Consider the following 24,023-nt stretch of genomic DNA (forward strand, 5'->3'; position numbering starts at 1 on the left):
CCTACCTTTTTGCGTTGTACCAGATAATACCGATAAATTCATGTATTCCTGAAAGATTTGCAGTTAAAGCGTCTCTACCTGGAAGGAAGTCAACCCAGCTCAAATCGGTATAGTCGTAAAGGTAATCCGTTGGATAAGGGATCACGTTCAATCCCTGTTCTTCAAAACTTTCCACGGATCGTTTCATATGTACAGCCGAAGTTACCAGAACTATCTTTTTCCATTTCTTTTCTTTACAGATTTCGGCAACTCGAACCGCATTCTCATTGGTATTCCTCGCTGAGTTTTCAACAATTACATCGTTTTCATCTATTCCCCAATTGAGCAGCGTGTTCAACATTACCTCACTTTCCGATAGTGAATCACGTCCCATGGGTGTTCCACCTGTAACAATGATTGGTTTACCTGTTGCTCTATGTATCTGAAAAGCTTTATAAAGCCTTTTGAGAGTATGATCACCTGGTTCGAGTTCATACGGAGCTATGATCATTCCCCCTCCCAGAACAACAATTGCTTCAGCTGTATCTAAAAGTGAGGCATTTGGTACCGAATATTCAGTTTCCAGAGGCTTTACGTAAAGGTAAGTACCTATACCGCTCATTAAGAGATACGAGAAGAGCCCGATAATAAGGATAGAAAATGACAACATTTTCTGGAGAGGAGAAATTGCCTTTTTAAGGCTGATCAGGCCAATTATGATAATTAAAACCATTATGATTCCTGGTGGAACGAGTATAGAACTGATCACTTTTTCAAGATAAAACATCTAAAACCCCCTATCTTCCACCTTTCAGGGCGAGAATGGAAAGAAGGTTATCGGTGATAAAGAAATCGCAGTGCTGTCTGACTTTGAGTGCTAATTCTGGATCGTTGATCGTCCAGAGGGCTATTTTTATTCCGTTGTTACGCAGTAGTCTTAAAAAGGCAAGACCGGTTTCCAGGCCAAACTCGTCGAATAACTGAACAGGCAAATGCAGCGAATAGGGTTTGTATCTATTGAGCAGTTCTTCGAGATAGCCAACAGGATCTTTTCCTTTTGCGTCTTCCCCTATTAGAAGCCCTATTTTGGCGTCTGGGGTGTTCGCTTTCACGTCCAGAAGGCATTCATGATGAAAGGAGGAGAAAATGGTTCTCTCTATGGCGTTGAAGCTGTTGACAAGAGGACCTACGAACTTAGCGGCGTCAGGATCTTTAATCTCCACATTCACAATAGCGTTGTTTGGCAGTTCAAGATAGAGTTTTTCCAGCGTTGTGAGTTTTTCATCAGATATGAGGCCAATTTTTTTGAGCTCTTTATAAGTGATCTCTTTGACCTTAGCGTCAACTCCGTAGAGTCGTTTTAAATCCTCGTCGTGTGCCAGAAGCAGAGATCCGTCTTTCGTTAACCATACATCAGTCTCTACTCCGTCTGCACCAATCTGTACTGCCCTGATCAAGGATAAAAGAGAGTTTTCATCGTTGCCTTCTCCCATGCCTCTGTGTCCTAGTACTTTAACCATCGTTTCTACCCCCTAAATCTAAATATGTTCTGCCGGAAGACCCTTTCTCCTGAATTATTTGATTTGCCTCTTTGATGATGCTATCGAGTTCTTCACTTTTTCCCTGTCTGTTGACTTCTTCCTCAAGTGTACCCCAGAGAACGTCTCCACAAACCATTAACTTTATACCTTTTTTCAGAAAAAAATCGATCAGGAAAGGATAACGATCAACTATCTCAGGAATAGGCATGTTTTTACTGATCATATCCGTCCTCCCAATGAAAGGATATTTGTCCTTTAGTGCTCTATACATTCGATTATAGCAGGTTAATAAATGCGTACATCTTTATGCTTCGTATTAGAAATTTTTTTCTTATGGTGTATAAAACATATACTTGTATTGTAAACTACAAATTTTTTTATTGCGATAGGGGGCAAAAATCTGTGGAGAGATTGCGAGAGCATCCTATCCTCAAAATCAAGAGGGGGCGCAAAATTCATTTCTTCTTCGAAGGAAAAGAATTCGAAGCATACGAAGGCGAGACCATTGCAGCGGCTCTTCACGCAAACGGTATAAGAGTGTTGAGAATCACCCCAAAGCGGCAACGCGCACAGGGCCTTTTTTGTGCCATAGGAAAATGCTCTTCCTGTCTTATGGAAGTTGATGGTGTTCCAAATGTTAGAACATGCATAACCCCGGTGCGCGAAGGAATGTCTGTCAGGCGTCAAAAAGGAAGAGGTGAGATTGTTGAACAGGATTGATGCTCTGGTAATTGGAGGAGGTCCTGCTGGTCTTGCCGCAGCCATAGAAATCGGCAAGAGTGGGTTAAAGGTATTGGTAGTTGATGAGGGAGTCAGACCCGGAGGACAATTGGTTAAGCAGACACACAAGTTTTTCGGCAACAAAGAATTCTATGCTTCCATCAGAGGATTCGAAATAGCGGAAAATCTCATTCAAGAACTGAAGAAGATGGACAATGTGAGGATCATGACTGAATCCACGGTTATCGGAATCTATGAAGATGGTGTTCCTGTGCTTCACAGGCCTCGTGACAAGACAATTCTCTATCATCCAAGAAGAATTCTAGTGGCAACCGGTGCGTCAGAAAAGTATCTTCAGTTCGATAACAACGATCTTCCTGGGGTTTATGGTGCTGGTGCGGTACAAACACTCATGAATCAGTTTGGGGTATTACCTGGAAAAAATGTTTTGATGATAGGTTCTGGAAATATTGGATTGATAGTTAGCTATCAATTAATTCAAGCAGGGGTCAATGTAAAGGCTATCGTAGAGGCAGCTGATAGGGTAGGAGGCTATCAGGTACACGCCGATAAGGTAATGAGACTGGGAATCCCCATTTTGCTCAGACATACTATCGTGAAGGCAATAGGGAAAAAGGAGGTTCAGGGTGCGGTAGTTGTACAGGTGGATGATCATTGGAAACCGATACCCGGTACAGAAAGAGAATTTGTTGTGGATACAATATGTGTGGCTGTTGGTTTGTTGCCTTCGGCAGAGCTCATAGCCCAGGCAGATGGAAAGCTGCAGTTTATACCTGAACTTGGAGGCTATGTTCCGGTAAGGGATGAAGATATGAGAACTACCGTTCAGCATGTCTTTGTTGCTGGTGATGCTGGTGGTATAGAAGAAGCAACAACGGCTATGATTGAGGGTCGGATAGCTGGATTGAATATTGTAAAAGACCTTAAAGGGAGTATAGATGAATCTTATCTGAATCACCTGAAATCCCAGCTCGAAGGGTTTAGAAGCGGTCCCACATCTGAAAAAGTGAGAAAGGGATTGCGAAAACTTGGTATCGAGTTCCATCCTGGTAGTTATGAAGTTAATCGGAATAGTGTTTCGAAGAATTATATTGGAAAGCTGAGGCCCATAATAGAGTGTTTCGAAGCTATTCCCTGTAATCCCTGTGAAACAAGCTGTCCTGTTGGTGCCATAACGATCGGTGAAAACATAAACAATGTACCTGTCGTCAATTACGATAAATGTACCGGCTGTGGAATTTGTGCTACCAAATGTCCCGGTCTCGCCATATTTATGCTTCAGGAGTTCCCCGAAAAAGGAAAAGCCATAATAGGCATACCTTACGAATTCCTCCCGATTCCCGAAAAAGGCGAAATGGTTGTTACCCTCCGAAAAGACGGTAGTGTTGCCGGAACAGGTGTTGTTCATAAAGTTATCAAAACACAGAACAGCACGACAGTCGTTTATGTGGAAATTCCCATCGAACATGCATCAGAGGTCAGGCATATTCATGTAGGTGAAAAAGAGGAAAATGCCTTTGTTTGCCGGTGTGAAGAGATAACTGTGAAGGAGATAGAGGAAGCTATCGAGGAAGGCTTTACAGACTTTGAGGAACTGAGAAGGCGCTTGAGGATAGCCATGGGACCCTGTGGGGGCAGGACGTGCCGTCTGAACGCACTCATGATACTTTCGAGAAAAACAGGTATTCCTGTTGAGAAACTTGATCCCGGTACATTTAGACCTCCAACGGTTCCAACGACTTTTAGAGCCATCGCACGGGAGCGTGAAGAAGATGAATGAAAGGGCATCCGTTGTGATAATAGGTGGCGGAATAATTGGAACCGCCATAGCTTTTTACCTGTGCAAGAACGGAATGAATGATGTAGTTGTTCTGGAGAAGAATTATCTTTCCTCAGGAGCTACGGGAAGATGCGGTGGGGGGATAAGGCAGCAGTGGAGTGAAAGGATGAATATACGCCTTGCAATGAGGAGCGTGAAGCTTTTTGAAAACTTTGAAGAAGACGTTGGCATGGATATAGAGTACTACCAGGGGGGATATTTGCTTCTCGCATACACAGATGAAGAGGTCGGTTTTTTCGAGAAAAATGTGAAAATGCAGCAGGAAGAAGGGCTTGATGTTCGCATACTGACGAAACAAGAAATAGAACGTATGTTCCCATTTATGAATTCAGAAGGTGTCAAATTGGCCACATACTGTCCCACAGACGGCCATGCCAACCCGCATTTAGCGACCTTTGCATATGCCAGAGCTGCCGAAAGGATGGGAGCAAAGATTTACACTCACACAGAAGCCACAGGTATCGATGTTGCTAACGGTCAAATAATCGGTGTTCAAACCAGTAAGAGTTATATTAAAACCTCCGTTGTCATAAATGCTGCAGGCGGTTATTCCAGAGAGGTCGGTTTGATGGCAGGTGTGGAATTGCCGACAGAATCTTACCGCCACCAGATATTCGTTACGGAACCTCTCGAACATATACTCGATCCGTTGGTTATAAGTTTCGAAAACAATTTTTATATCAGGCAGACAAAGTCCGGCAACTTCATCATGGGTCAGGGAGATAAGGATGAGCCACCAAGCCACAATCACAATCCGAGCTGGCGCTTTTTAAAGGAAATGACTCAGAAGATGCCAAAATTCTTTCCTTTTCTTGAGGACGTTAGGGTACTCAAGCATTGGGCTGGGTTGTACAACATGTCTCCAGATGCTCAACCCATAATAGATAAAGCGGACAACGTACAGGATTTCTATTTTGCCGTGGGTTTTAGCGGGCACGGTTTCATGCTGGCACCTGCCGTTGGGGAAGCCCTTGCGGAATGGATTGTTTACGGTAAACCGAAGAAAGTAGATATCTCAAATCTCAAAATAGATAGATTTGCAAAAGGTGTTTCAAGAGAAAAAAATGTTGTATAAGGAGGTATGAATATGCCAGAGGCCACAGATTACATTATTCTTCCACCCTTTAAGAATGAAGGGTACATCAACGTTTCTGATCCAGAGATCCAGCGGAAGATGAAAGAAGCTTTCGAAAAAATCGAAAAAGAGAGCAAGGAATACGACATAATTGTTGCAGGTAAAAGAATTAAAACCGATCGGAAGATACGCTCTATCAACCCTAGCAACCCTGAAGAGGTTGTTGGAATCGTTTCAAAGGCGGATAAAGAAATTGTCGATACGGCTATCGAAAAAGCGTGGAAGGTCTTTGAATACTGGAAAAATCTCCCGGTCGAAAAACGGGTGGAGCCGTTCCTTAGAGCCGCCAAAATAATGAGGGAAAGGCGCTTCGAACTCGATGCAACGATGATAATGGAGGTTGGGAAGAACTGGCTCGAAGCCGATGCGGATCTTGCCGAAGCGATTGATTTTCTCGAATTTTACGCTCGTGAAGCTGTCAGATATGCATCACCCCAACCGGTGGTAAGAATCCCAACCGAAAACAATGAATTGGTTTACATTCCTCTTGGCGTTGGTGCGGTAATTCCACCATGGAACTTCCCAGCAGCTATAATGGTTGGAATGACCACAGCAGCGGCTATAACAGGGAATTGTGTCATACTCAAGCCCGCGAGTGACTCTCCTGTAATAGCCGCAAAATTTGTTGAGATCCTTCATGAAGCTGGTCTACCCGAAGGAGTGGTCAATTACGTTCCGGGAAGTGGTGGAGAGATAGGTGATTATATCGTACAGCATCCGAAGATAAGGTTCATCTCCTTCACCGGCTCAAAAGAAGTGGGGTTGAGAATAAACGAGATCGCTGCGAAGCACCAGCCTGGGCAGTTATGGATAAAACGTGTTGTTCTCGAAATGGGCGGAAAAGATGCTGTTGTAGTTGATGAAACAGCCGATCTTGATGCTGCAGCTGAAGGATGTGTTGCCAGCGCCTTTGGGTTCCAGGGGCAAAAATGTTCTGCCGGATCCCGTATAATCGCCGTTAAGGAGATATACGACGAACTCCTTGAAAAAGTCGTTGAAAGGACAAAAAAGATAAAGATCGGTGATGTGAGAGACCCAGAAAATTGGCTTGGCCCGGTTGTGAACCAGTATGCCGAGAGGAAGATTTTAAGCTATATAGAAATTGGTTCGACAGAAGGCAGAATCGTTTATGGCGGCAAGAAAGTGAAGAGTCTTCCCGGATATTTCGTTGAACCAACTATAATTGCTGATGTAGATAGAAATGCACGGGTAGCTCAGGAAGAAATCTTTGGACCGGTAACAGCCTTTATAAAAGCAGAGAATTTTGATGATGCGATGGTAATAGCGAATGGAACCGAGTATGGCCTTACGGGTGCTCTTTATACCAAAAGGCGTGAAAGGATAGAGACAGCTAAAAGAGTGTTTCACGTTGGAAATCTGTACTTCAACAGAAAATGTACCGGAGCTCTTGTTGGAGTTCATCCCTTCGGTGGCTTCAACATGTCTGGAACGGATTCGAAGGCTGGCGGAAGGGATTATCTGTTACTATTTTTGCAGGCTAAATCGATATCCGAGAAGATAAATCTGTAAAGCTAATAAAAACGCCACCCGGATCGGGTGGCGTTTTTGGTTTTCAGTTTTAATCTCAAATTAGAATATGTATGCGATAGCTCCTGACCAATAGTATCCACCTATACCGTATCCACTTGTGGAGGTAAGTAAAAAATTGTCACCAATCAAGGTTTTGAACGTTATGCCAGCGCCAAGAACAAGAGATGTACCGCTAAAATTGAAGGATAAACCAGCCCCTGCACCGAGATAAACTTTTGCCAGTTTGGTTCCGAGATTGTATTCATAAATTTTGAAGGGAGTGTAGTTGGCAGAGATACCTAACCCATTTCCAAGTGCTCCCATCAGGACGGTATGCCCTTCTCCAAAATCTGCGAGATTGTAGGTTAATGTAAGACCTCCGACGATTCCAACAACATCTCCAACCCCACCAACACCCGCGAAGTAATTCGCAAAAGCAAAGCTTGCCAGAGAGAGGATTAATACCAATGCCAAAATTGTTCTCATACCTTCACCTCCAAAAAAGCATATAGATATGAGCATTATAACAAACATTTCATAAATTATTATAGAAAAGCTTGGAATGGCTACGCCGTTGATACTTAGATTCGCTTCGCTCATTATCGTTGTCGGTTGTGGGTTGTAGGTTGTTCGTAACAATCGAGAATCGAGATTCGAGATAGCCGCTTCGCGGCGGATACGAATCCCTTCGGGATTGTTGCGAACTCCTTCGGAGTTGACCCGAACTGCTGCGCAGTTGGCATTGCTTAAAATAGAATTACAGACAAAGGATTGTCATTCCGTACATGATTCGGAATCTGAAATTTTTCTAAGGATGAGATCCTGAATCAAGTTCAGGATGACGGATAGAGTTAGGGGTGACATATGGACTGTACCTTTTTTTGAGGCGTACCCCCGGCATAGCCGGTTTTCCCCTTGCAATGCCAGGCTTTTCCATAACGCAGCCAAGCTTACCTGCTGACAGTGTGCTTACTGATTCTTGGTTTTTATTTACTTACTCTCGGGCTCTCGGATTCTCGATTCTCGGTCACCAAATCTCACTCCATGTTATAATCATCAAAAAAATGAGGAGGTGTTTTCTTATGAAGAAAAGAAATCTAATATATGGCCAATCTGGCGGAGTGACATCTGTGATAAACGCTTCAGCATACGGTGCTATAATTGCAGCCATCAACAACCCTATGGTTGAGAATGTTTACGCTGCTCTGAACGGGATAAAGGGAATACTGGAAGAAAGAATAATCGATTTGAAAGCCGAATCAAAGGATGAGATTGAAAAGATTGCTTTTACTCCTGGAGCAATCTTTGGCTCTTGCAGGACAAAGCTCAAAACTGAAGAAGATTTCGAGCGGTTGTTCAAAGTCTTTGACGCATACGATATAGGTTATTTTCTATACAATGGCGGGAACGACTCTATGGAAACCGCTTATCAAATAGCGTTAAAAGCACAGGAATACGGCTATCCGCTGAAAGTAATAGGAATCCCCAAGACTGTTGATAATGACCTTATGTATACTGACCATTGTCCCGGTTATGGCTCCGCAGCAAAATTTACAGCCATATCAATTCTTGAAGCTACAAGAGATCTGGAGTCAATGCATACCGACTCGACTCAGGTTTTCATACTAGAATCCATGGGACGCTATGCCGGTTGGCTTGCTGCTTCAGGGATTCTTGCAAGTATAAATGGAGAACGCGGCCCTCAAATCTTTCTTCTACCGGAGGTACCCTTCAATGAAGAGAAATTTCTGTCGAAAGTTGAGGAAGTCATAAGAAGAGACGGATATTGCAGCATTGTTGCTGCTGAAGCTTTAAAAGACTCTGAAGGAAATTACATTTCGACAGAAGATTATACCGACGCATTTGGCAATATCCAGCTTGGAAAGATAGGTATTTACCTGCAAAAGTTGATACGACAAAATCTCGGCAGAAAGGTTCATACAGCTCTTCCGGATTATCTCCAGCGGTCTTCTAGACACATAGCCAGCTTGACAGATTGGGAGGAAGCCATCGGAGTTGGAGCTGCTGCGGTTAAATTTGCGGTTGATCAAGGACTAAGTGGTGTTATGGTGTCGATAGTAAGAGATTTAGATAGTCCATACTTGAAGCACTATGAGCCTGTCAGTTTAGAAGGGATAGGTGGAAAGGTTAAGTATCTGCCAGAAGAGTATATCTCCCCGGATGGTTTTGGTGTCACCGAAAAGTTCGTCGAATACGTAAGACCTTTGATACAGGGCGAAGCTCCCAACCATTACCTTCGAGGGATACCGGTATATGCAAATCTGAAAAAAGTTCCAGTAAAAAGAAAATAAAAAACGGGAGTCAAAAGACTCCCGTTTTCATAATGTAAGCTTTTTACCTCTCTTTTTCAAAATCAAATCCTCGTGAGAACACTGCTATGCAAGCTTTTACAGCCTCAGGGTCGTAGAGGTTACCTGAATTTGTGGTGATCTCCTCTAAAGCTTTAGCTATACCAAGTGCCGGACGATAAGGTCTGTGGAACGCCATGGCTTCAACAACATCTGACACTGCTAGTATCTTCGCTTCTGTGAGAATTTGGTTACCCTTCAAGCCATTAGGATAACCGGATCCATCTATTCGTTCATGATGCTGGAGCACAATCTCAGCTATGGGCTGGGAAAATTCCACGTCTTTTAATATTTCAAATGCAGTTTGTGGATGGTTTCTTACAATTCCGAGTTCAAATTTATTCAGTTTGTCAGGCTTGTTCAAGATATCTGTCGGTATGGATATCTTGCCAATATCATGTAAAAGACCAGCTATACGAACAGCCTCAATTTGTTCTTCTGACAGGTTCATTTCTCTGGCAATAGCGCAGGCAAGCTGACTTACGCGTCGTTGATGACCAGAAGTGTAGGCATCTCTCATTTCAATTACCAATCCTATTGTTTCAACAACGGAATCCAGGGTTCTCTGTACCTTTTTATAGCTTTTTTCGAGTTCTTTGTTTCTTTCTTCTAACTGAAGCATTCCATCTTCCAATTTCTTGATCAATCTCTCGTTGTATTTCTTAAGATATACAATCTCTTCCTTATTTACTACCTTGTTGTTTGAAGGTTTTACTTTATGGTTCTGAATAACTTCTTTTATTATCTCAACAAAAGTAGCTGGTTCTAATGGCTTGACAACAAACCTATCGACTCCAAGGCTGAGGGCGAATTTTCTATCTTCTGGATCGGTGTAGGCAGCGGTATAAAGTATAAAAGGGATTTCTTTTAATCTATCATCCATTTTCACCCTGCGACATAATTGAAAACCATCCATCTCGGGCATCAAAATATCGGAAATTACCACGTCAAAATCCTGTTCGGCCAATTTCTCCAGAGCTTCAACACCATTCTGGGAAGATTCAACTTCATAACCATAGCTCTTGAACAAAGTCTCTAACATATAGATATTTTCTTTGTTATCATCAACAGCCAGAATTTTCATGTTTATCACTTTCCTTATTTTCGAAAAGATATTTCTCTATTTCTGGTATGAAATTCTCAGGAAAAAATGGTTTCTTGATGTATCCAACACAGCCGATGGCAAGCGCCTTTTCTTCATCTGCTGGCATGGCGTAAGAAGTTACAGCGACTATTGGAATATGACTAATCTCGTCTATACTCTTTATCCGCTTCGCCACCTCGTAGCCATCTAACTCAGGGAGCTGTATATCCAGGAGGATAAGGTCAGGTTTCTTCTCTATAGCTTTTTTTATCCCTTTGATCCCATCGATGGCTGTAATGACCTCATATCCTTTACTTTCAAGAAGAAAGGTTATTAAATACAGATTCTGTTCGTTATCATCTATCACCAGTACTTTTTTCTTCATGATTATTCTCCTCCACAGATTTGAGCGGCAGGGTGAATGTAAATGTAGAACCTTTACCGTATTCGCTCTCAACCCAGATTTCACCGCCCAACAATGTCACAAGCTTTTTGGAAAGATAAAGCCCCAGCCCAGCACCTTGGTACCTGCGCCGTGCCGAACCACTTATCTGTCGAAATGCTTCAAATAATGTTTCCATATCTTCTTCCTTTATCCCTTTTCCTGTATCAGAAACGCTGATTTTCAGTTTATCTCCATCTACCTCGCATTTTATCCTTATCTCGCCCTTCTCCGTGAATTTAATCGCGTTACTGACCAGATTCAGGAGAATCTGGAAAACCCTCGTTTTATCACTGTAGACCTCTGGAATCTCGTCAGGTATTTCTGTTATTAACTTCACTTCTTTTTTAGAAATCAACGGCGAAACATTTTGTACAACTTCAGAAATAACGTCTTTAATATTGAATCTATCCTTAGAAAAACTCATTTTACCAGCTTCAATCTTGGAGATATCCAGGATATCGTTTATCAGATTTAAGAGGTGTATTGAAGAACTGTGAACCATAGAGAGTTGCTTCCTCTGCTCCTCGTTGATGTCTCCTGAAATGCCCTGCAAAATCATGCTAACGAACCCAATAATAGAGTTGAGAGGGGTTCTCAACTCATGACTCATAGTAGCAAGAAATTCGGATTTAAGACGTTCTAACTCTTTGATCTTTATATTATCTTGTTCCATAGTTTTTATCATCTTCCTTGCGTTTGTGAGAATAGCAAAATACGTTAGGAGAATAACGGTGAGGAATGTGGCAGCAATAATAATCGAAATGAGCAGGGCCAATTTTTTTATATGAGCGTAGATAATATCATTAAGTATGCTGGCAACCAGAAAGGCATCCGTATCTCCTATTTTCATAGTATACCATGTTATTTTCTCATTTGAACCCAACGTATCGTCTTTGAGAACGTCAAATGTTTTTCCTTTTGATGAAATGTATTTTGAATTAGTTGCGATATAGATCTCATATACAATATTTCCTGTATTGATTTCATCTAAGAGTTTTGTCATGTCAAAAGAAACAAAGTCATAACCTATAATTGTGTCGGCTTCGCGTATTGGAGAACATACATTGACAACAATCGATTGATTCTCAAATTCTATATCTAAAGATGTTTCTGACACGTCTTCACAACTTATTGCTTTTTCCATGTTTGAATCTCCAACAGAAGCAATGATGTTTCCCGAGACAACTCGAGTAGCACTTTTCAAATTCCGGAGTGTACTAGCTCCATCGAGATATTTCGGTGAAGTGTATTCTTGAAGTTCCTTGAGGGTGATGTTACCACCGAGATATTCAACTATCATCTTCCTGATCATAGTACGGCTGGAAAGGCTTTCTGCTCCCTCGATACAGCGTTCAAGGAAACTCTCAACAGTTTTCTCGGATAATTTGGCGTTGTTTGAGAAGCTCTCATGGACTTCTTTTGTAAGTTCATTTTTCATTGGCAGGTATATCCCAAATAGTATAGCGAATAATATGATCAGCAAAGAAAGAAGTAGACTCAATCTGAAGATGTTCAACAACTTATTCATAGAACGCCTCCAGGCAATTAAACGAAAAGAAGAACATTTAAATAATGACAATGTCATCCAAAGGATGATTTTGTATGGGAACAAGACAATCTCCCCGTACATTTTGACTAACCGCGAATATATAAAGGGTCATGCTGTTTTCAATGACCTTCCATCTTGCCTTTAAGTTGGTTAAAAGTATGTGCTTTGAATTCGTTATATACAATTAATTATATGTTTTTGTCATTATGTTCCCCTTTCATTGATATTATATTTGTTCATATGATTGTGTTTTATTATTTCATTAGTATTACTTATTCATTCGTATGATTGGTTCATTGGATTTAGTATAAAATCTGGGAGTATGTTAAGGGTCTGAAATTTTCTGTGTACCTGATTTGTTAGAATTAAAGTCGGTTTTATCAATAAAAATAACCCTCCACTCTGCAAAGTTGTATGTGGTCAAATAAAATTGACCCCCCAGGGCCATAGAAAATTGACCCGTTACCCCCTGGAAAAAAAGACCTTCTTGAGCGAGATAATAGAAACAATCTGCTCAAGGAGGTATACGAGGGGTGAAAAACGTGTACGAGGTCAAAGAGATTCAACGGCTCTATCAGGAATATGGTTCTATTCGTGAGGTAACAAGACTCACCGGGATATCCCGGAACACTGTTAGGAAGTATTTACGCAGAATCGAAGCAGTGAAATTAGGAAGCGCAAAGGAAGTGATTGTTAGGAAGCCCGTTCCTTTTAAGCGTCGGACGATTGAGCCAAGGACAGTAGCGAGGATTGAAGAACTCCTGGATTCCAACAAGGACAAACCCAAGAATTTGCAATTCACCGCGAAGAAAATCTGGCAAATGGTGGTTAAGGAAGGACACAAGATAAGTTATACCTCGGTGAAAAGGATTGTTCGCAAATGGAAGGAAGAACACGGTCAAAGGGATGTCTACATCATTCAGAAGCCGGATGGTAAACGAGCTGAATTTGATTGGGGAGAGGTGGAACTGGTCATTGCCGGTGAAAAAGGGAAATACCCTGCTGCATTCATGGTACTGAATCGTTCGCTGTATCGTTTTTCCAGGGTCTTTGAAAGAGAAACTGCCCAGGAGGTAATCCAGGCACACATAGACTTTTTCGAGGAGATTGGTGGTGTACCACAGGAGATATTCTACGACAACATGAAGGTGGTGAAAGACAGGAAGAACCTGAACAAGAACTTCGTCAAATTTGCCACCTTCTTTGGATTCACTCCCAGGTTGTGTAATCCTTATTCACCCCAGGAAAAGGGGACAGATGAGGAAAGTGTTGGTTTCGTTAGAAATTGGGTATTCAGTGAAAGGAATGAATTCGATTCCCTGGAAGAAGCGAATGAATATTTAAAAGAAAAACTGGCAGAACTAAATGCTTCTCCTGTATATGGAAGAGAGTTAGTTCCGGTAAAAGCTCTCAATGAAGAAAAACTAAATGCATTACCTACCGCCAGCTACAACAACTATCGTCTTGAAGAAAGGATCATATCCAGATATTCGTTAATAATGCTGGACGGTAATTACTATTCTGTTCCTGAGGATTGCCCCGGGAAGAGAGTGCAGCTGAAGATATATCCAGACCGTATAGAAATATTGAAAGAAGGCAAAGTCGTTGCGGTTCACAAACGCTTAAGAGGTAAAGGTAAATACGCCATACAGATAGCTCACTACCTGAACACCCTAAGAAAAAAGCCTGGAGCCCTTGCAGGATCAAGAGCCTTCCAGGCATTAAACGACACACTAAAAGTCGTGTTCGGCAAATATTATACCACTAAGCCAAGGGAATTCGTACAATTACTGGAATTATTGAACGATTATGACGAAAAAACCTTCTGCGAAAAAATAGAAGAGCTCTTTGAAAACGGGATTATCCCAACAGCAGACATAATGAGAAACCTATTACAACAAAAGCCCATACAATATGAAACCTTTGACTATCCTTTGAAGATACAGATAGACCACGGTGATCCTTCTGAGTTCGACAGATTGGTAGGTGTTCACCGTGGATGAAAAACTAATGAGATTGTGCAAAAGGCTGAAAACACCGGGAATATTCAACAGTTACGAGAGAATCACTAGACAAGCTCAACAAGAAGGCATGAGTTACATTGAATTCCTTCTGGAGATACTGGAATCGGAAGTACAATCCAGAGAAAGCAGAAACATAGTGAAAAAAATAAAACGGGCTGGATTTCCAACACCCAAAAGATTTGAAGAACTCAACGAAGCAGCCCTTCCAGAAGACGCCAGGAAACATCTTAAAGAACTGAAATCGTTGAAATTTTTAAGCGAGAATAGAAACCTAATACTGCTGGGTAACTCCGGTACAGGAAAAACACATCTGGCAACGGCAATAGGAATAAAAGCCTGTGAAGAAGGATATAACGTTCTATTCAAAACAGCGGCAGGCCTGATTAACGAACTGAAAGAAGCAAAAGACGAAAAACAACTTGTGAGATACGCAAAACAATTCAAAAAGCTCGATCTGGTGATAATAGACGAATTGGGATACATTTCCTTTGACATTGAAGGTGCAGAGCTGCTCTTCCAATACCTGGCAATGAGATACGAGACAAAGAGCACGTTAATTACAACGAATCTCGTGTTCTCAGAATGGATAAAGATTTTCCATGATAAAGCCCTAACCATGGCATTGTTAGACAGAATTACACACAACGCTTTGATCCTCAATATGTCTGGAAGAAGTTACAGAAGAAGGGATATTTTAGAAGATACCTGAGGTGGGTAGCGGGTCATTTCCTTATGGCCCTCCCGGGTCAAAAACCTATTGACTTTATACACAAAGTGGAGGGTTTGATTCTAAAAAATTGTAACGGTTAGAGTTAGAGGCAGTTTAAAAACAATTTTAGCCCAACGTGTTTATTAACTTTTCTAGAGCTTTTTCAACTGAGGCTTTAATTGTATTAACGTCGGAGGAAACCATGAGTCTTTTATCAGCCTTTTCTATTTTTATTAGGTCACTTTCTATTAAATACCAGATGTGATGTGAAATCTCTGAGTTTGATAATTTCAAGGTTCTTCCCAGATCTGATACATCTATTTTTTCTTTCACAGCTGCTTTTAATATTTGAATTCTTATTTCGTTTCCCAGAGACTTAAAAAGGAGGCTGACACAACTTAAAGTATCATCTTTCTTTTCAGCGGCTTTATGTATCCGATCGTAGCCGTTTATGCTCATCACCATATCGTCATTTATGGAGCTTAAAGATGAAAGACCATAGAAATAAGAAACACCAAGAACGATTTTTTCTGCCTTCATTGCGAATTCCTGAGATAGTACGAGCTTTTTTAAATATTCTTCCCCATAGTCATTCAAGTAACCTTCTAAAAATCTCAGGTAGTTCTGATTAGATTTTTTTACTTTATCTTCTATTGGCTTAAATATATGCTCATAATACCATTCGAGCAAGTATAGATAATCCTGCTTGGCTTTTGAAGGGTCTGAAAAGAATTCAAGAACCACTGCCTTTTGTTCCACAGGGAAAAGCAGATTCTTGCTTATAAACATGAGCATCTTTTCCTGGTCGTCGATGAGTTCCTCGATGAGTTTTTCGAATGATTCAACCTTTTCATCCTTCTCAATAATCGGACCAAAGCCTGAGCAAATAAAATGCTGTAGAAGTTCTTTTTCGGACATATTTCTAATAAAATTAATGAATTCTTCAACGCTTTTGATATCGTGACGTACTATGTTTAGTGCCAGGCAGAGACCAAAAGAGGTTTCCCAATGGAAATATTTGTCCATCAATTCTTTGATATCTTCAGGTAATTCTTGAAGAGTCTCATTTATCCATGCTACCAGTTCCGGAGATGGGTAGAATTTGTTCTTTATCCCGGGTTTGTCGTATGCACTTCTAAATTTTTCGTTATTGTTGAGTCTTTCGAGACTCATCAGAAAGTCATAGACGATTGAATCGGTCAGAACAACTTTTTCAATTAAACTCATGCATTTAACCCCCTTCACTTTCAACCTTTAAACTCCTTGAGAAGGGGGGCTTTTTAACTGCCCCCTGTCATCCCCTTGGTTGTTTTGTATATATTACCACTCTGTTAGAACACGATAGAACAGTTGAGCATATATTCTTGCCAGCATTATCAGATCATCGATGAGGACTCTCTCATCGGGTTTGTGACCGGTGAACTCCCTACCCGGGAAAAGTGCTCCAAAGGCTACAGCATTGGGAACAGCTCTGGCGTAGGTCCCGCCACCGGTTGTGAGAAGCTTTGCTTCTTCCCCTGTAACCTCTTCATAGACTTCTTTAAGAAGTCTCACAAGATCGCTGTCTGGTGACATATAGAGTGGATCATGATGATGTTTCCTTTCCACTGTTAAGCCCTTCATTGCTTCTTTTACCTGCGAGAAAATCCGTTCTTCGTTGAAGAAGACTGGATATCTTATGTTTATAACCGCTTCTAACGCGTCTCCGTTTGCCTTGAGTGTTCCTAGATTTACCGTAAGGGGTCCTGTGATTCCATCCATCCCGGAAATCCCGAGGGAATTACCATCGATTTCATAGCCGATTTTTTCGTTCAGAAGTTTAATAAACCTTTCAAATGACTCGTTGTTTAAATTTAGCTTTGAAAGAAGGTCGAGCATTGGAGCTATCGCGTTGACACCATTTTGAGGTTCTGCACCGTGTGCTGAAACGCCTTCGAAGTTAATTCTCAGTTTGGTTCCTTCCTTTTTCCAGTTTATCTTAGTATCATTCTTTGGTTTGAATTCTTTGAGAAGCTTTTCTGCCTCATCGAGTTCTCCGTTGAGCACAACATAAGCGGATGCTGGAACCATATTCGAAGCGTTGCCACCATCAATTTCTTCTATTCGCAAGTTTCCCTTCCATTCTCCTGTTTCCCCAAGAAAATGATAGTTTACTATTCCCTTCTCCGCGTGAATGATAGGGAACGAAGCATCGGGGGTAACGGACATTTCAGGAATTTCTTCTTTTTTGAGGTAATAATCAATACCCTTCCAGCCTGACTCTTCATCTGTACCGAATATAACTCTAATTCTGTTTTTGACTGGAATTCCAGAATCTTTTACAGCCTTAAGTGCGTAAAGAGCGGCTATCGTTGGTCCTTTATCATCAATTGCTCCTCTACCCCATATATAACCATATTTTATAACCCCACTGTAAGGATCGACGCTCCAACTGTCACCTTCCGGAACAACATCAAGGTGACCTAAAACTCCAAACAGTTTTCCTGAGTTACCGAATTCGGCGTGCCCTGCGTAATTATCTACGTTTTTAACGTTGAACCCCAGAGATTCACTCAATTTAAGGGCATAATCCAATGCTTTTTTAACACCTTCACCAAATGGAGCATCGGGTTTTGGCGTTCCTTCAACGGAGGGTATTTTAATAAGTTCTGAAACGGATTCAACTATTTTGTCGCGCAATTCAAGAACCATTTTGTCAATTTTTGTATTCACGCTTTCTCCTCCAATCTTTTTGTGATTTCTCTTACATATTGTGTTTCTCCGCGATGACATAGTAAAGTTCCTTCATTGGAAACAACGACTATCATATCTTCAACATGAGAAATACCGATATTCCTCTGTGTGGTATTTACTAGAAGAGAATTTCTTACATTGTGTAGAATAAAATTTCCCTTAACGACGTTACCATTTTCATCCTTTTCTTCCAGATCGTAAACGGAATCCCAGCTTCCAACATCGTTCCAATAAAAGTTCGCTGGAATTACAATAACATTATCTGCTTTTTCCATTATCCCATAATCTACAGAAATGTTGGGCATGCCCTTGTAAACGCTCTCAAGTTTCGAATAATCATTTTTGATTTCTTTCATAGCTGAGTTGATATCCTTTAAGTGCGAAGCAAGAGCTTTATCGAAAGAGGATTTTTTCCATACAAACATTCCAGAATTCCAGTAAAAACGTCCATCTTTTACATAACGTTGGGCGACATCAAAAGAAGGCTTTTCGTGGAATTTTTTTACGGTGAAACTTCCCGTTTCTGAATTGAATGTCTCACCTCTTTCAATATAACCGTAACCTGTATGAGGTGAATTTGGTGTAATACCTATAGTGACAAGGATATTGTTTTTTGATGCTTCTTTGATTGCGGAATTCATGGTTCTTTCAAAGGTTTCTTTATCTCTTATAATATGATCAGAAGGTAGAACTACTATTATATCTTCATCAGAAGCATGCAAACACCCCAGAGCGATTGCAGGAGCAGTATTACGCCTGAAAGGCTCTATCAATATGTTTTGTTGCGGAAAATTCGGAAGATAATTCGTGAACAATGCTTTTTGTTCTCGGGTGGTAACTATATAGATTTTATCCGCAAATGCCTGTGCCCTTTCCACTGTTAGCTCTATTAGAGTTTTTTCTGCTCCAAAAATGTGAAATTGCTTTGGCTTTTTTCTGGTACTGAGGGGCCACAACCTTTCCCCTATACCCCCTGCCATTATTACTGCGATTATCAAAAGTATCACCTCCATTATATTAGGATATCAGAAAAAAAGGGAGTTGTTTCAAAATGTAGTATAATTGTTAAAGGTGGATATGATTCGTATATGTGGGGTCGATTGTATGAGATATTTGTTTCCCCTTTTTATAATGGTGGCGGTTTCAGTTCTTATAACGACAATTTTTATCATACAAGGGTTCACTTTTAACTTCCAGCTGGAGATAGTCCCTTTGATTGCTTTTTATGTATTTACTGATCTATTTAGGATAAAAAAATCAAAGATAAAACTTGTCACCAATTTTGCTGGTGCAGTTCCTATTGTAGTTTTTGGGGCACCGTATTTTCTTCCTTTTATTGCATTTTTCTCCAGTTTCTTTAAAAAACACTCTGAAGGGCCTGACTTGATAAAAAGAAAGCTGTACGGGGCCCTTCACTATTTCGTTATGTACGGAGTTGCCGTATATTTTTCGGATAACGTAAGAAACCCCTACATAGCTCTGCTGGTGTTTGCAATAGTGGCAAAAGCACTGAACTTTATTATGGGAGATCTGTTGTACGCGTATATTAGAAAAAAACAGGTATTTGATTCGGAGCTGTTGAAAGTTAGTGGTATAGAATTTATTTATTTTGTATTTCTCGCGATTTATGGTGGCCTTATGTGGCGGCTTTATGAACTTGGCCTTGCTTTTGAAACCATTTTAGTTTTCCTTCTTTATCCTGTCATTGTGGGAATCGTTTGGGTATATGTTCAGTTTTCAAACATCTCTAAAGAACGAAAGAAAAGTATAGAAAGAATAGAGAGTATAAGGGAAAGGCTTAAAAAGATTTTAGAAATGATTTCAATAGTTCGATCAAATCCGGACTTTGAAGAGGCGTTAAATACAATGGCGCAAATAGTAAATGACGCGTTAGGTTACAAATACTGTATTATAAATCTTCTGGATAGAAGGAATAATAAGATAATTCGTGTTGCACAATCAGGATTAACAAAAGAAGAGTTCGATAAGCTGAAGTCAAATCCTCCACCGATTGACTATATAATGCAGGTTTTAGATGACCAGTTCAAAGTAAGTAGATCGTATTTTATACCTGAAGGTGCTAAAGAGATTGATACCACATATGCTTATGTCGGCGATTACGATGAACTTTTGAAATCCGAAGCAGAATGGAAGCCGGGCGATGTATTGATTGTTCCCATAATGAGAAACGAAGAAATGGTTGGTTATATATCTGTCGACGCGCCCAAAGATGGAAAAAGGCCTCAGTTTGAAGATATTGAAATGCTCGAAATCATCGCGGATCAAATATTGAGAGTAATAGAGGATTCAACCAGGTTCAGAGAAATTCTTATGGCTAGTAAGACCGATCTTGCAACAGGGCTGTACACCCATACAGAATTTTATTCAGTCTTAGAAAAACTAATAAAATCGAAAGAAAAACGTTTCTCAATCATTATGATAGACCTTGACAACTTCAAGGAAATAAATGATACCTATGGGCATGTTGTTGGAGATCAGGTGATAGAAAAGATAGCTCGGGTTATAAGGAAGAACCTTAGAAAGAAAGATATTGGTGCAAGATACGGTGGAGATGAATTCGCTGTAATCGCTATGGATGCTTCAAAAGCAGACGCTATGAATATTGCTAAAAGGATCAGTAAGGAGATAAGAGAAATATCTGTAGGACAGATAAAAATGAGAGTAACATGTAGTATGGGGATTGCCTCATATCCTTTCGACGGTGAAAGTGCTTCTGATCTGGTTGAAAAAGCTGATAGGGCTTTGTACGCTGCGAAAAAAGCCGGGAAAAATAAAATTTATGCTATCTAAGATTCTATTGATTTTGATATCACTCGCTTAAAAACTTCAACAACTTTTGGATCAAAAGATTTTCCTTTCTCACTTTCAATGATCCTCAATGCTTCTTTTTTGGGGTATTGTGCTCTGTGGAATCTTTTTGAGATAATGGCGAAATATGTATCAACCAGATTGACAACCTTGGCTCTTGTTGATATATGATCACCGGATAGACCATCCGGGTATCCCTGGCCATTGTAGCGTTCATGATGGTGCTTTATGATATCTTCCAGAAGTGGTGATAGCGAGAGTTGAGAAACTAATCTTGCTCCGATTAACGGATGTTTTTCAACAATTGCCCTTTCATTTTCCGTTAGGATCCCCGGTTTGTGGAGAATGCTTTCAGGAATTTCTATCATCCCGATATCATGGAGAATAACGCCAAACTCTATAGCTTCAAGCTCTTCTTCATCTTGTACCCCTAATTCCTGAGCTGTCAAAAGTGCTACTTCCACCATCGTTTTAATATCAGGTGTCACGCTGTGAGAACGTTCTTCGATCTCTTGTCCGAGTGCCGTAAGGAGCTTTTTGAAATGTGCTCTAGCAATTTCGCGTTCCAATTCGATTTTTTTCTTACACTTTTCCAGTCCCTCTCTTAACTTACCTAGCTCGTTGAGTAGCTTTTTCCGTTCGGAAGAACAGGACTTGATTGCTGTAAGTAATTTTATGTGTTCCTTATAATGTACGATTACCTTTCTGTCTCGATTTTCGAGTACTTTGGAAAGCTCTTTTTGGTCATTTTGGATTTCATTTGTTTCTGCAGCGATTTTACTAATTGTAAGAGCTAAAGGAAGGTATGATATGAAAATTATAATACCTAATGAAACAAGAAGGAACATAAGGGAATTTATCCATTGTTCTCCGATTCCTAGAACATAATCCGAACCCAAAATATTGAATGTTGTGAACTGATAAAAATGATCTGACCCCTTCAAAACATCTTTGCTAGATTCACTCAACACCAATGGCGTTGAAGAATATAGTATTTTTCCATTTTCGTCCGCTATGTACCAAATAATTTTTGGAACATTGAAAAATTTCTCTATGAATTTTATGGGTACCTCGACCAAATATCCCTTATCGTTCTCTTTTTTCAGAAACTTGAAGCTGGTTTCCTCACATAGAATGCCTTCTCCTATTGAAAAGTTTTGATCCCCTATCAGGCGTTCTAATTCGATTCCCCTCACTGTTCCATCTTCAACCGGTTCGATAAAAACACCCGGAAGCTCAGGATTTACAGAGATCATTTGCAGAATTGACTCGAAGTTTTCTTTTGCCATGGTAGCTCTATCTCGGACACTTTTTGTGTATATAGAAGAAATTAAAACAATCGCGATAACCGTCCACACAATATAATTGATCCAAACAGCAGCAACTGCGCGTTTTGAATACTTCTTCAAATCACCAATGCTTTTCTCCATTGAAAACTTCCTCCAATGTTATTATGCTGCATTCCTTTGTTGCGTAATAATTTTCGGTAATCGTAACCGGGCCATCTATCCCCTCAAAAGAAAAGTTTATAAGTTCTGTAAATGCCCGCTTTAAATCATTGTGATATCTTTCCAAAAGCAGTTTAGCAAGGATGACGGCGTTATAAGTTCCAACGTAGTCGGCATTTTTACTTGGCGCTATCTTTTTCGAAACAGGCATAAACACTTTCAATTTATCGATATATTTTTTGGAAAAGAGCAAAAGATTTTTGTCCATAGCATAATCAGAAGCATATATTTTTCCTTTATAACCTATGTCGAAGAGTTTTTTGCACAGCATACCCGTTGTTTTGCCGTCGGTTACACACAGAATTCCGTCGAAGTTTAATACATTATCGGGAAGTTCAAATTCCTTCTTGGCATCTTTGTGAAGACAATGAACTATAACTTCTTCGCCTTCAAATTCAAGCTTTAAAAGTTCTATAAAGGGTAAAAAAGCATAAGCGTTATTCTCTTCTCCCTTAATGACAAGAAGTCTCTTTATCTCATCTTTCATCATTTCTTGAACCAGCATCTCGATTTGTTTTTTATCCTCAACAGCCATGGTTACTATTCTTCTGTCGATTCCTACAACACGGGGAGAAGTGACGGTGGGAGAAATCGCATACATGTCCAATTCAACCAGGATGGGCAACAAAACTTCAGCCTCTGAACTAAGTCGTGGCCCGATTATCAGCCGAATCCCATGACGTGAAACCATTTCAAGTTGTTTTTTAACAGTATCGGGATTATATCGTATTTTGAAAACCTTCAAATCAAGATTATACGCTTCGTAAGCTTCCTCGAAAGCTCGCAGCATATCGCTGCTGTCATCGTAAAGTAAAATGACACCGGAAATTGAAACTATCCTTAAAATACTAAAAACTGCGGATATGATAACAACTATTCCTAAAAGGACAAGCCAAAAGATTTTTGCTCGTTCTCTTTTACTTTCTTTTGTTCCTGTCATTTGTTGCCCCCGTACCTGTGTAAAATCAAATATTACCATATTTATTCCTAGGAACCCCGAAAGATTTTAGAAAATCCTAGGGTATTGTAACACTTTATTTTGTATCTGTGACCGGTAAGATTCGACTTATTTTTTTGGTTTTGTATTGTGCAAGTCAATTGTGAAAGAATTTTTGATTCAGACAACTTAAGCACTTTTTCTTGAAATAACTCTTTGAAAAAAGATATTATTTCTATACGTTCAAATAAAGTATTTGTTTGTTTCTTGTCACTTGTTACTATATAAATATCCTGTTTTTTTCGGGAAGTGTAGAAAAAGTTATATATGATGGTATGATGTAAAATCGTACTTTGTGGGAAAAGGCGAACATGATTGCTCTGTTTTTAATCTTAGGTTAATTATAGCACAAAAATGGGCAAGGAATTGTTTTGAAAACGACAATGCCGCTGATACCGGGCGATGCTTGGAATCAGCTTCACTGACTGATGCTGGGCAGCGCTTCGCGTCGGATGCCAGATCTCGAACAAGAATTCAGTTGCTAGTTGTTAGTTCCTAGTTTTTGAACTTTCTAAACCCTATACCCCAGATCCGATACCCGCTTTTGGTTTTTTCCGCCGAAGGCGCATGACAACCACGTAGTGGTTCGAGTCAACTCTGCAGGAGTTCGTAACAACCGCTTGCGGTTCGTGTCGCTTCTCCAACTGACAGCCTGCAAGCGTCCCAGACGTTGTCCGGTACTTCCACCGCAAAGCGACTCTCAAACCTTCAACAACGTAGCTTTGACCTTAACGCCTTCGATTTGCCCAAGTTTTCCAGTAAGGGCTCCAATTTCGTCAGTCGTTCCATCAACCAATACGGAAATTATAGAGATTTGTCTCTCTTTAACCGGTAAACCCATCCGTCCTAAAATTACGTCTGCAAATTGATGTAGAATTTCGTTAACCCTGGCATAATTTTCACGGTTTAAAACGGTTATTGCCACTATGCCCACTTTTCTTTCCTGCAAATTTATCACCTCAAAACTATGTTATCAAAGAGATTTGAATAGTGGGTTAAACGCTTTCGAT

Annotated in this window: 21 protein-coding genes; 8 read left to right on the forward strand and 13 right to left on the reverse strand. The window is 40.4% G+C overall.

What is annotated here, in order from left to right:
- Nucleotide 1: 1 nt before the first annotated feature.
- Genes KOLE_RS05090 through KOLE_RS05100 form a run of 3 tightly spaced genes read right to left on the reverse strand, consistent with a single transcriptional unit; the run spans nucleotide 2 to nucleotide 1,743 of the window.
- Nucleotides 2-766, reverse strand: a complete 765-nt coding sequence (locus KOLE_RS05090; protein WP_015868377.1) for a YdcF family protein — start codon at nucleotides 764-766, stop codon at nucleotides 2-4.
- 10 nt (nucleotides 767-776) lie between these two features.
- Entirely contained in the window at nucleotides 777-1,499 is a 723-nt protein-coding gene (locus KOLE_RS05095; protein WP_015868378.1) for a glycerophosphodiester phosphodiesterase family protein, read from the reverse strand.
- Nucleotides 1,492-1,743, reverse strand: a complete 252-nt coding sequence (locus tag KOLE_RS05100) for a hypothetical protein (RefSeq protein ID WP_015868379.1) — start codon at nucleotides 1,741-1,743, stop codon at nucleotides 1,492-1,494. The genes KOLE_RS05095 and KOLE_RS05100 overlap by 8 nt, the downstream gene beginning before the upstream one ends.
- Before the next feature lie 179 nt (nucleotides 1,744-1,922).
- On the opposite strand from KOLE_RS05100, the gene KOLE_RS05105 reads away from it, so the two are divergent.
- The 4 genes from KOLE_RS05105 to pruA are packed head-to-tail and all read left to right on the forward strand — an operon-like array spanning nucleotide 1,923 to nucleotide 6,766.
- A complete protein-coding gene (locus tag KOLE_RS05105; RefSeq protein WP_041288664.1) occupies nucleotides 1,923-2,240 on the forward strand; it encodes a (2Fe-2S)-binding protein in 318 nt (105 codons plus the stop codon).
- Nucleotides 2,227-4,041 (forward strand): FAD-dependent oxidoreductase, encoded by a 1,815-nt coding sequence (locus KOLE_RS05110; protein WP_041288665.1) that lies wholly within the window; start codon nucleotides 2,227-2,229, stop codon nucleotides 4,039-4,041. Before KOLE_RS05105 ends, KOLE_RS05110 begins: the two co-directional genes overlap by 14 nt.
- The gene (locus tag KOLE_RS05115) at nucleotides 4,034-5,176 is read left to right on the forward strand and encodes an NAD(P)/FAD-dependent oxidoreductase (RefSeq protein ID WP_015868380.1); all 1,143 of its coding nucleotides are present in this window, start codon (nucleotides 4,034-4,036) and stop codon (nucleotides 5,174-5,176) included. Before KOLE_RS05110 ends, KOLE_RS05115 begins: the two co-directional genes overlap by 8 nt.
- A 12-nt stretch (nucleotides 5,177-5,188) precedes the next feature.
- Nucleotides 5,189-6,766 carry an L-glutamate gamma-semialdehyde dehydrogenase gene (gene pruA, locus KOLE_RS05120; RefSeq protein ID WP_015868381.1) on the forward strand — a complete coding sequence of 526 codons (1,578 nt, stop codon included), beginning with the start codon at nucleotides 5,189-5,191 and terminating at the stop codon, nucleotides 6,764-6,766.
- A gap of 60 nt (nucleotides 6,767-6,826) precedes the next feature.
- Here pruA and KOLE_RS05125 read toward each other — a convergent pair whose 3' ends face one another.
- A complete protein-coding gene (locus tag KOLE_RS05125; RefSeq protein ID WP_015868382.1) occupies nucleotides 6,827-7,252 on the reverse strand; it encodes a hypothetical protein in 426 nt (141 codons plus the stop codon).
- Between the two features lie 596 nt (nucleotides 7,253-7,848).
- On the opposite strand from KOLE_RS05125, the gene KOLE_RS05130 reads away from it, so the two are divergent.
- Nucleotides 7,849-9,078: a 6-phosphofructokinase gene (locus tag KOLE_RS05130; protein WP_015868383.1), complete on the forward strand. Its 1,230-nt coding sequence runs from the start codon at nucleotides 7,849-7,851 to the stop codon at nucleotides 9,076-9,078.
- A 43-nt stretch (nucleotides 9,079-9,121) separates the two neighbouring features.
- Here the strand turns inward: KOLE_RS05130 and KOLE_RS05135 are convergent, their stop codons facing one another.
- The 3 genes from KOLE_RS05135 to KOLE_RS11135 are packed head-to-tail and all read right to left on the reverse strand — an operon-like array spanning nucleotide 9,122 to nucleotide 12,192.
- Nucleotides 9,122-10,219, reverse strand: a complete 1,098-nt coding sequence (locus tag KOLE_RS05135; protein WP_015868384.1) for an HD domain-containing phosphohydrolase — start codon at nucleotides 10,217-10,219, stop codon at nucleotides 9,122-9,124.
- Nucleotides 10,200-10,604: a response regulator gene (locus KOLE_RS05140; protein ID WP_015868385.1), complete on the reverse strand. Its 405-nt coding sequence runs from the start codon at nucleotides 10,602-10,604 to the stop codon at nucleotides 10,200-10,202. Before KOLE_RS05140 ends, KOLE_RS05135 begins: the two co-directional genes overlap by 20 nt.
- Entirely contained in the window at nucleotides 10,576-12,192 is a 1,617-nt protein-coding gene (locus tag KOLE_RS11135; RefSeq protein ID WP_015868386.1) for a sensor histidine kinase, read from the reverse strand. Before KOLE_RS11135 ends, KOLE_RS05140 begins: the two co-directional genes overlap by 29 nt.
- A 554-nt stretch (nucleotides 12,193-12,746) precedes the next feature.
- On the opposite strand from KOLE_RS11135, the gene istA reads away from it, so the two are divergent.
- Together istA and istB are read left to right on the forward strand one after the other, a co-directional pair.
- Entirely contained in the window at nucleotides 12,747-14,216 is a 1,470-nt protein-coding gene (gene istA, locus KOLE_RS05150) for an IS21-like element ISKol1 family transposase (RefSeq protein ID WP_012744575.1), read from the forward strand.
- Nucleotides 14,217-14,223: 7 nt separating this feature from the next.
- Entirely contained in the window at nucleotides 14,224-14,946 is a 723-nt protein-coding gene (gene istB / locus KOLE_RS05155; protein WP_015868387.1) for an IS21-like element ISKol1 family helper ATPase IstB, read from the forward strand.
- Nucleotides 14,947-15,072: 126 nt separating this feature from the next.
- Here the strand turns inward: istB and KOLE_RS05160 are convergent, their stop codons facing one another.
- From KOLE_RS05160 to KOLE_RS05170, 3 genes are all read right to left on the reverse strand, one after another.
- On the reverse strand, nucleotides 15,073-16,173 hold the full coding sequence (locus KOLE_RS05160) for an ArsR family transcriptional regulator (RefSeq protein WP_015868388.1): 1,101 nt from the start codon (nucleotides 16,171-16,173) through the stop codon (nucleotides 15,073-15,075).
- Between the two features lie 93 nt (nucleotides 16,174-16,266).
- Nucleotides 16,267-17,658 (reverse strand): dipeptidase PepV, encoded by a 1,392-nt coding sequence (gene pepV / locus KOLE_RS05165; RefSeq protein ID WP_015868389.1) that lies wholly within the window; start codon nucleotides 17,656-17,658, stop codon nucleotides 16,267-16,269.
- Nucleotides 17,655-18,686, reverse strand: coding sequence for a mannose-1-phosphate guanylyltransferase (locus KOLE_RS05170; RefSeq protein ID WP_235599723.1), 1,032 nt, complete (start codon nucleotides 18,684-18,686; stop codon nucleotides 17,655-17,657). Before KOLE_RS05170 ends, pepV begins: the two co-directional genes overlap by 4 nt.
- 97 nt (nucleotides 18,687-18,783) lie before the next feature.
- On the opposite strand from KOLE_RS05170, the gene KOLE_RS11140 reads away from it, so the two are divergent.
- Nucleotides 18,784-20,490, forward strand: coding sequence for a sensor domain-containing diguanylate cyclase (locus tag KOLE_RS11140; protein WP_049753250.1), 1,707 nt, complete (start codon nucleotides 18,784-18,786; stop codon nucleotides 20,488-20,490).
- Here KOLE_RS11140 and KOLE_RS11145 read toward each other — a convergent pair.
- From KOLE_RS11145 to KOLE_RS05190, 3 genes are all read right to left on the reverse strand, one after another.
- A complete protein-coding gene (locus tag KOLE_RS11145; RefSeq protein WP_015868392.1) occupies nucleotides 20,487-21,938 on the reverse strand; it encodes an HD-GYP domain-containing protein in 1,452 nt (483 codons plus the stop codon). The two genes, KOLE_RS11140 and KOLE_RS11145, sit on opposite strands and share 4 nt — an antisense overlap.
- Nucleotides 21,919-22,956, reverse strand: a complete 1,038-nt coding sequence (locus KOLE_RS05185) for an ABC transporter substrate-binding protein (protein WP_015868393.1) — start codon at nucleotides 22,954-22,956, stop codon at nucleotides 21,919-21,921. Before KOLE_RS05185 ends, KOLE_RS11145 begins: the two co-directional genes overlap by 20 nt.
- Before the next feature lie 757 nt (nucleotides 22,957-23,713).
- Complete coding sequence (locus KOLE_RS05190) at nucleotides 23,714-23,962, reverse strand: TM1266 family iron-only hydrogenase system putative regulator (protein ID WP_015868394.1); 249 nt, start codon at nucleotides 23,960-23,962, stop codon at nucleotides 23,714-23,716.
- Nucleotides 23,963-24,023 lie beyond the last annotated feature (61 nt).

It is taken from the genome of Kosmotoga olearia TBF 19.5.1 (genome assembly GCF_000023325.1).
Taxonomy (GTDB): domain Bacteria; phylum Thermotogota; class Thermotogae; order Petrotogales; family Kosmotogaceae; genus Kosmotoga; species Kosmotoga olearia.

Coding starts and splice junctions, on each gene's coding strand:
- pruA (WP_015868381.1), top strand. CDS start 5,189: ATGCCAGAGGCCACAGATTACATTATTCTTCCACCCTTTAAGAATGAA.
- istB (WP_015868387.1), top strand. CDS start 14,224: ATGAGATTGTGCAAAAGGCTGAAAACACCGGGAATATTCAACAGTTAC.
- KOLE_RS05125 (WP_015868382.1), bottom strand. CDS start 7,252: ATGAGAACAATTTTGGCATTGGTATTAATCCTCTCTCTGGCAAGCTTT.
- KOLE_RS05095 (WP_015868378.1), bottom strand. CDS start 1,499: ATGGTTAAAGTACTAGGACACAGAGGCATGGGAGAAGGCAACGATGAA.
- KOLE_RS11145 (WP_015868392.1), bottom strand. CDS start 21,938: ATGGAGAAAAGCATTGGTGATTTGAAGAAGTATTCAAAACGCGCAGTT.
- KOLE_RS05130 (WP_015868383.1), top strand. CDS start 7,849: ATGAAGAAAAGAAATCTAATATATGGCCAATCTGGCGGAGTGACATCT.
- KOLE_RS05140 (WP_015868385.1), bottom strand. CDS start 10,604: ATGAAGAAAAAAGTACTGGTGATAGATGATAACGAACAGAATCTGTAT.
- KOLE_RS11140 (WP_049753250.1), top strand. CDS start 18,784: ATGAGATATTTGTTTCCCCTTTTTATAATGGTGGCGGTTTCAGTTCTT.
- KOLE_RS11135 (WP_015868386.1), bottom strand. CDS start 12,192: ATGAATAAGTTGTTGAACATCTTCAGATTGAGTCTACTTCTTTCTTTG.
- KOLE_RS05160 (WP_015868388.1), bottom strand. CDS start 16,173: ATGAGTTTAATTGAAAAAGTTGTTCTGACCGATTCAATCGTCTATGAC.
- KOLE_RS05185 (WP_015868393.1), bottom strand. CDS start 22,956: ATGACAGGAACAAAAGAAAGTAAAAGAGAACGAGCAAAAATCTTTTGG.
- KOLE_RS05100 (WP_015868379.1), bottom strand. CDS start 1,743: ATGATCAGTAAAAACATGCCTATTCCTGAGATAGTTGATCGTTATCCT.
- KOLE_RS05135 (WP_015868384.1), bottom strand. CDS start 10,219: ATGAAAATTCTGGCTGTTGATGATAACAAAGAAAATATCTATATGTTA.
- KOLE_RS05090 (WP_015868377.1), bottom strand. CDS start 766: ATGTTTTATCTTGAAAAAGTGATCAGTTCTATACTCGTTCCACCAGGA.
- KOLE_RS05115 (WP_015868380.1), top strand. CDS start 4,034: ATGAATGAAAGGGCATCCGTTGTGATAATAGGTGGCGGAATAATTGGA.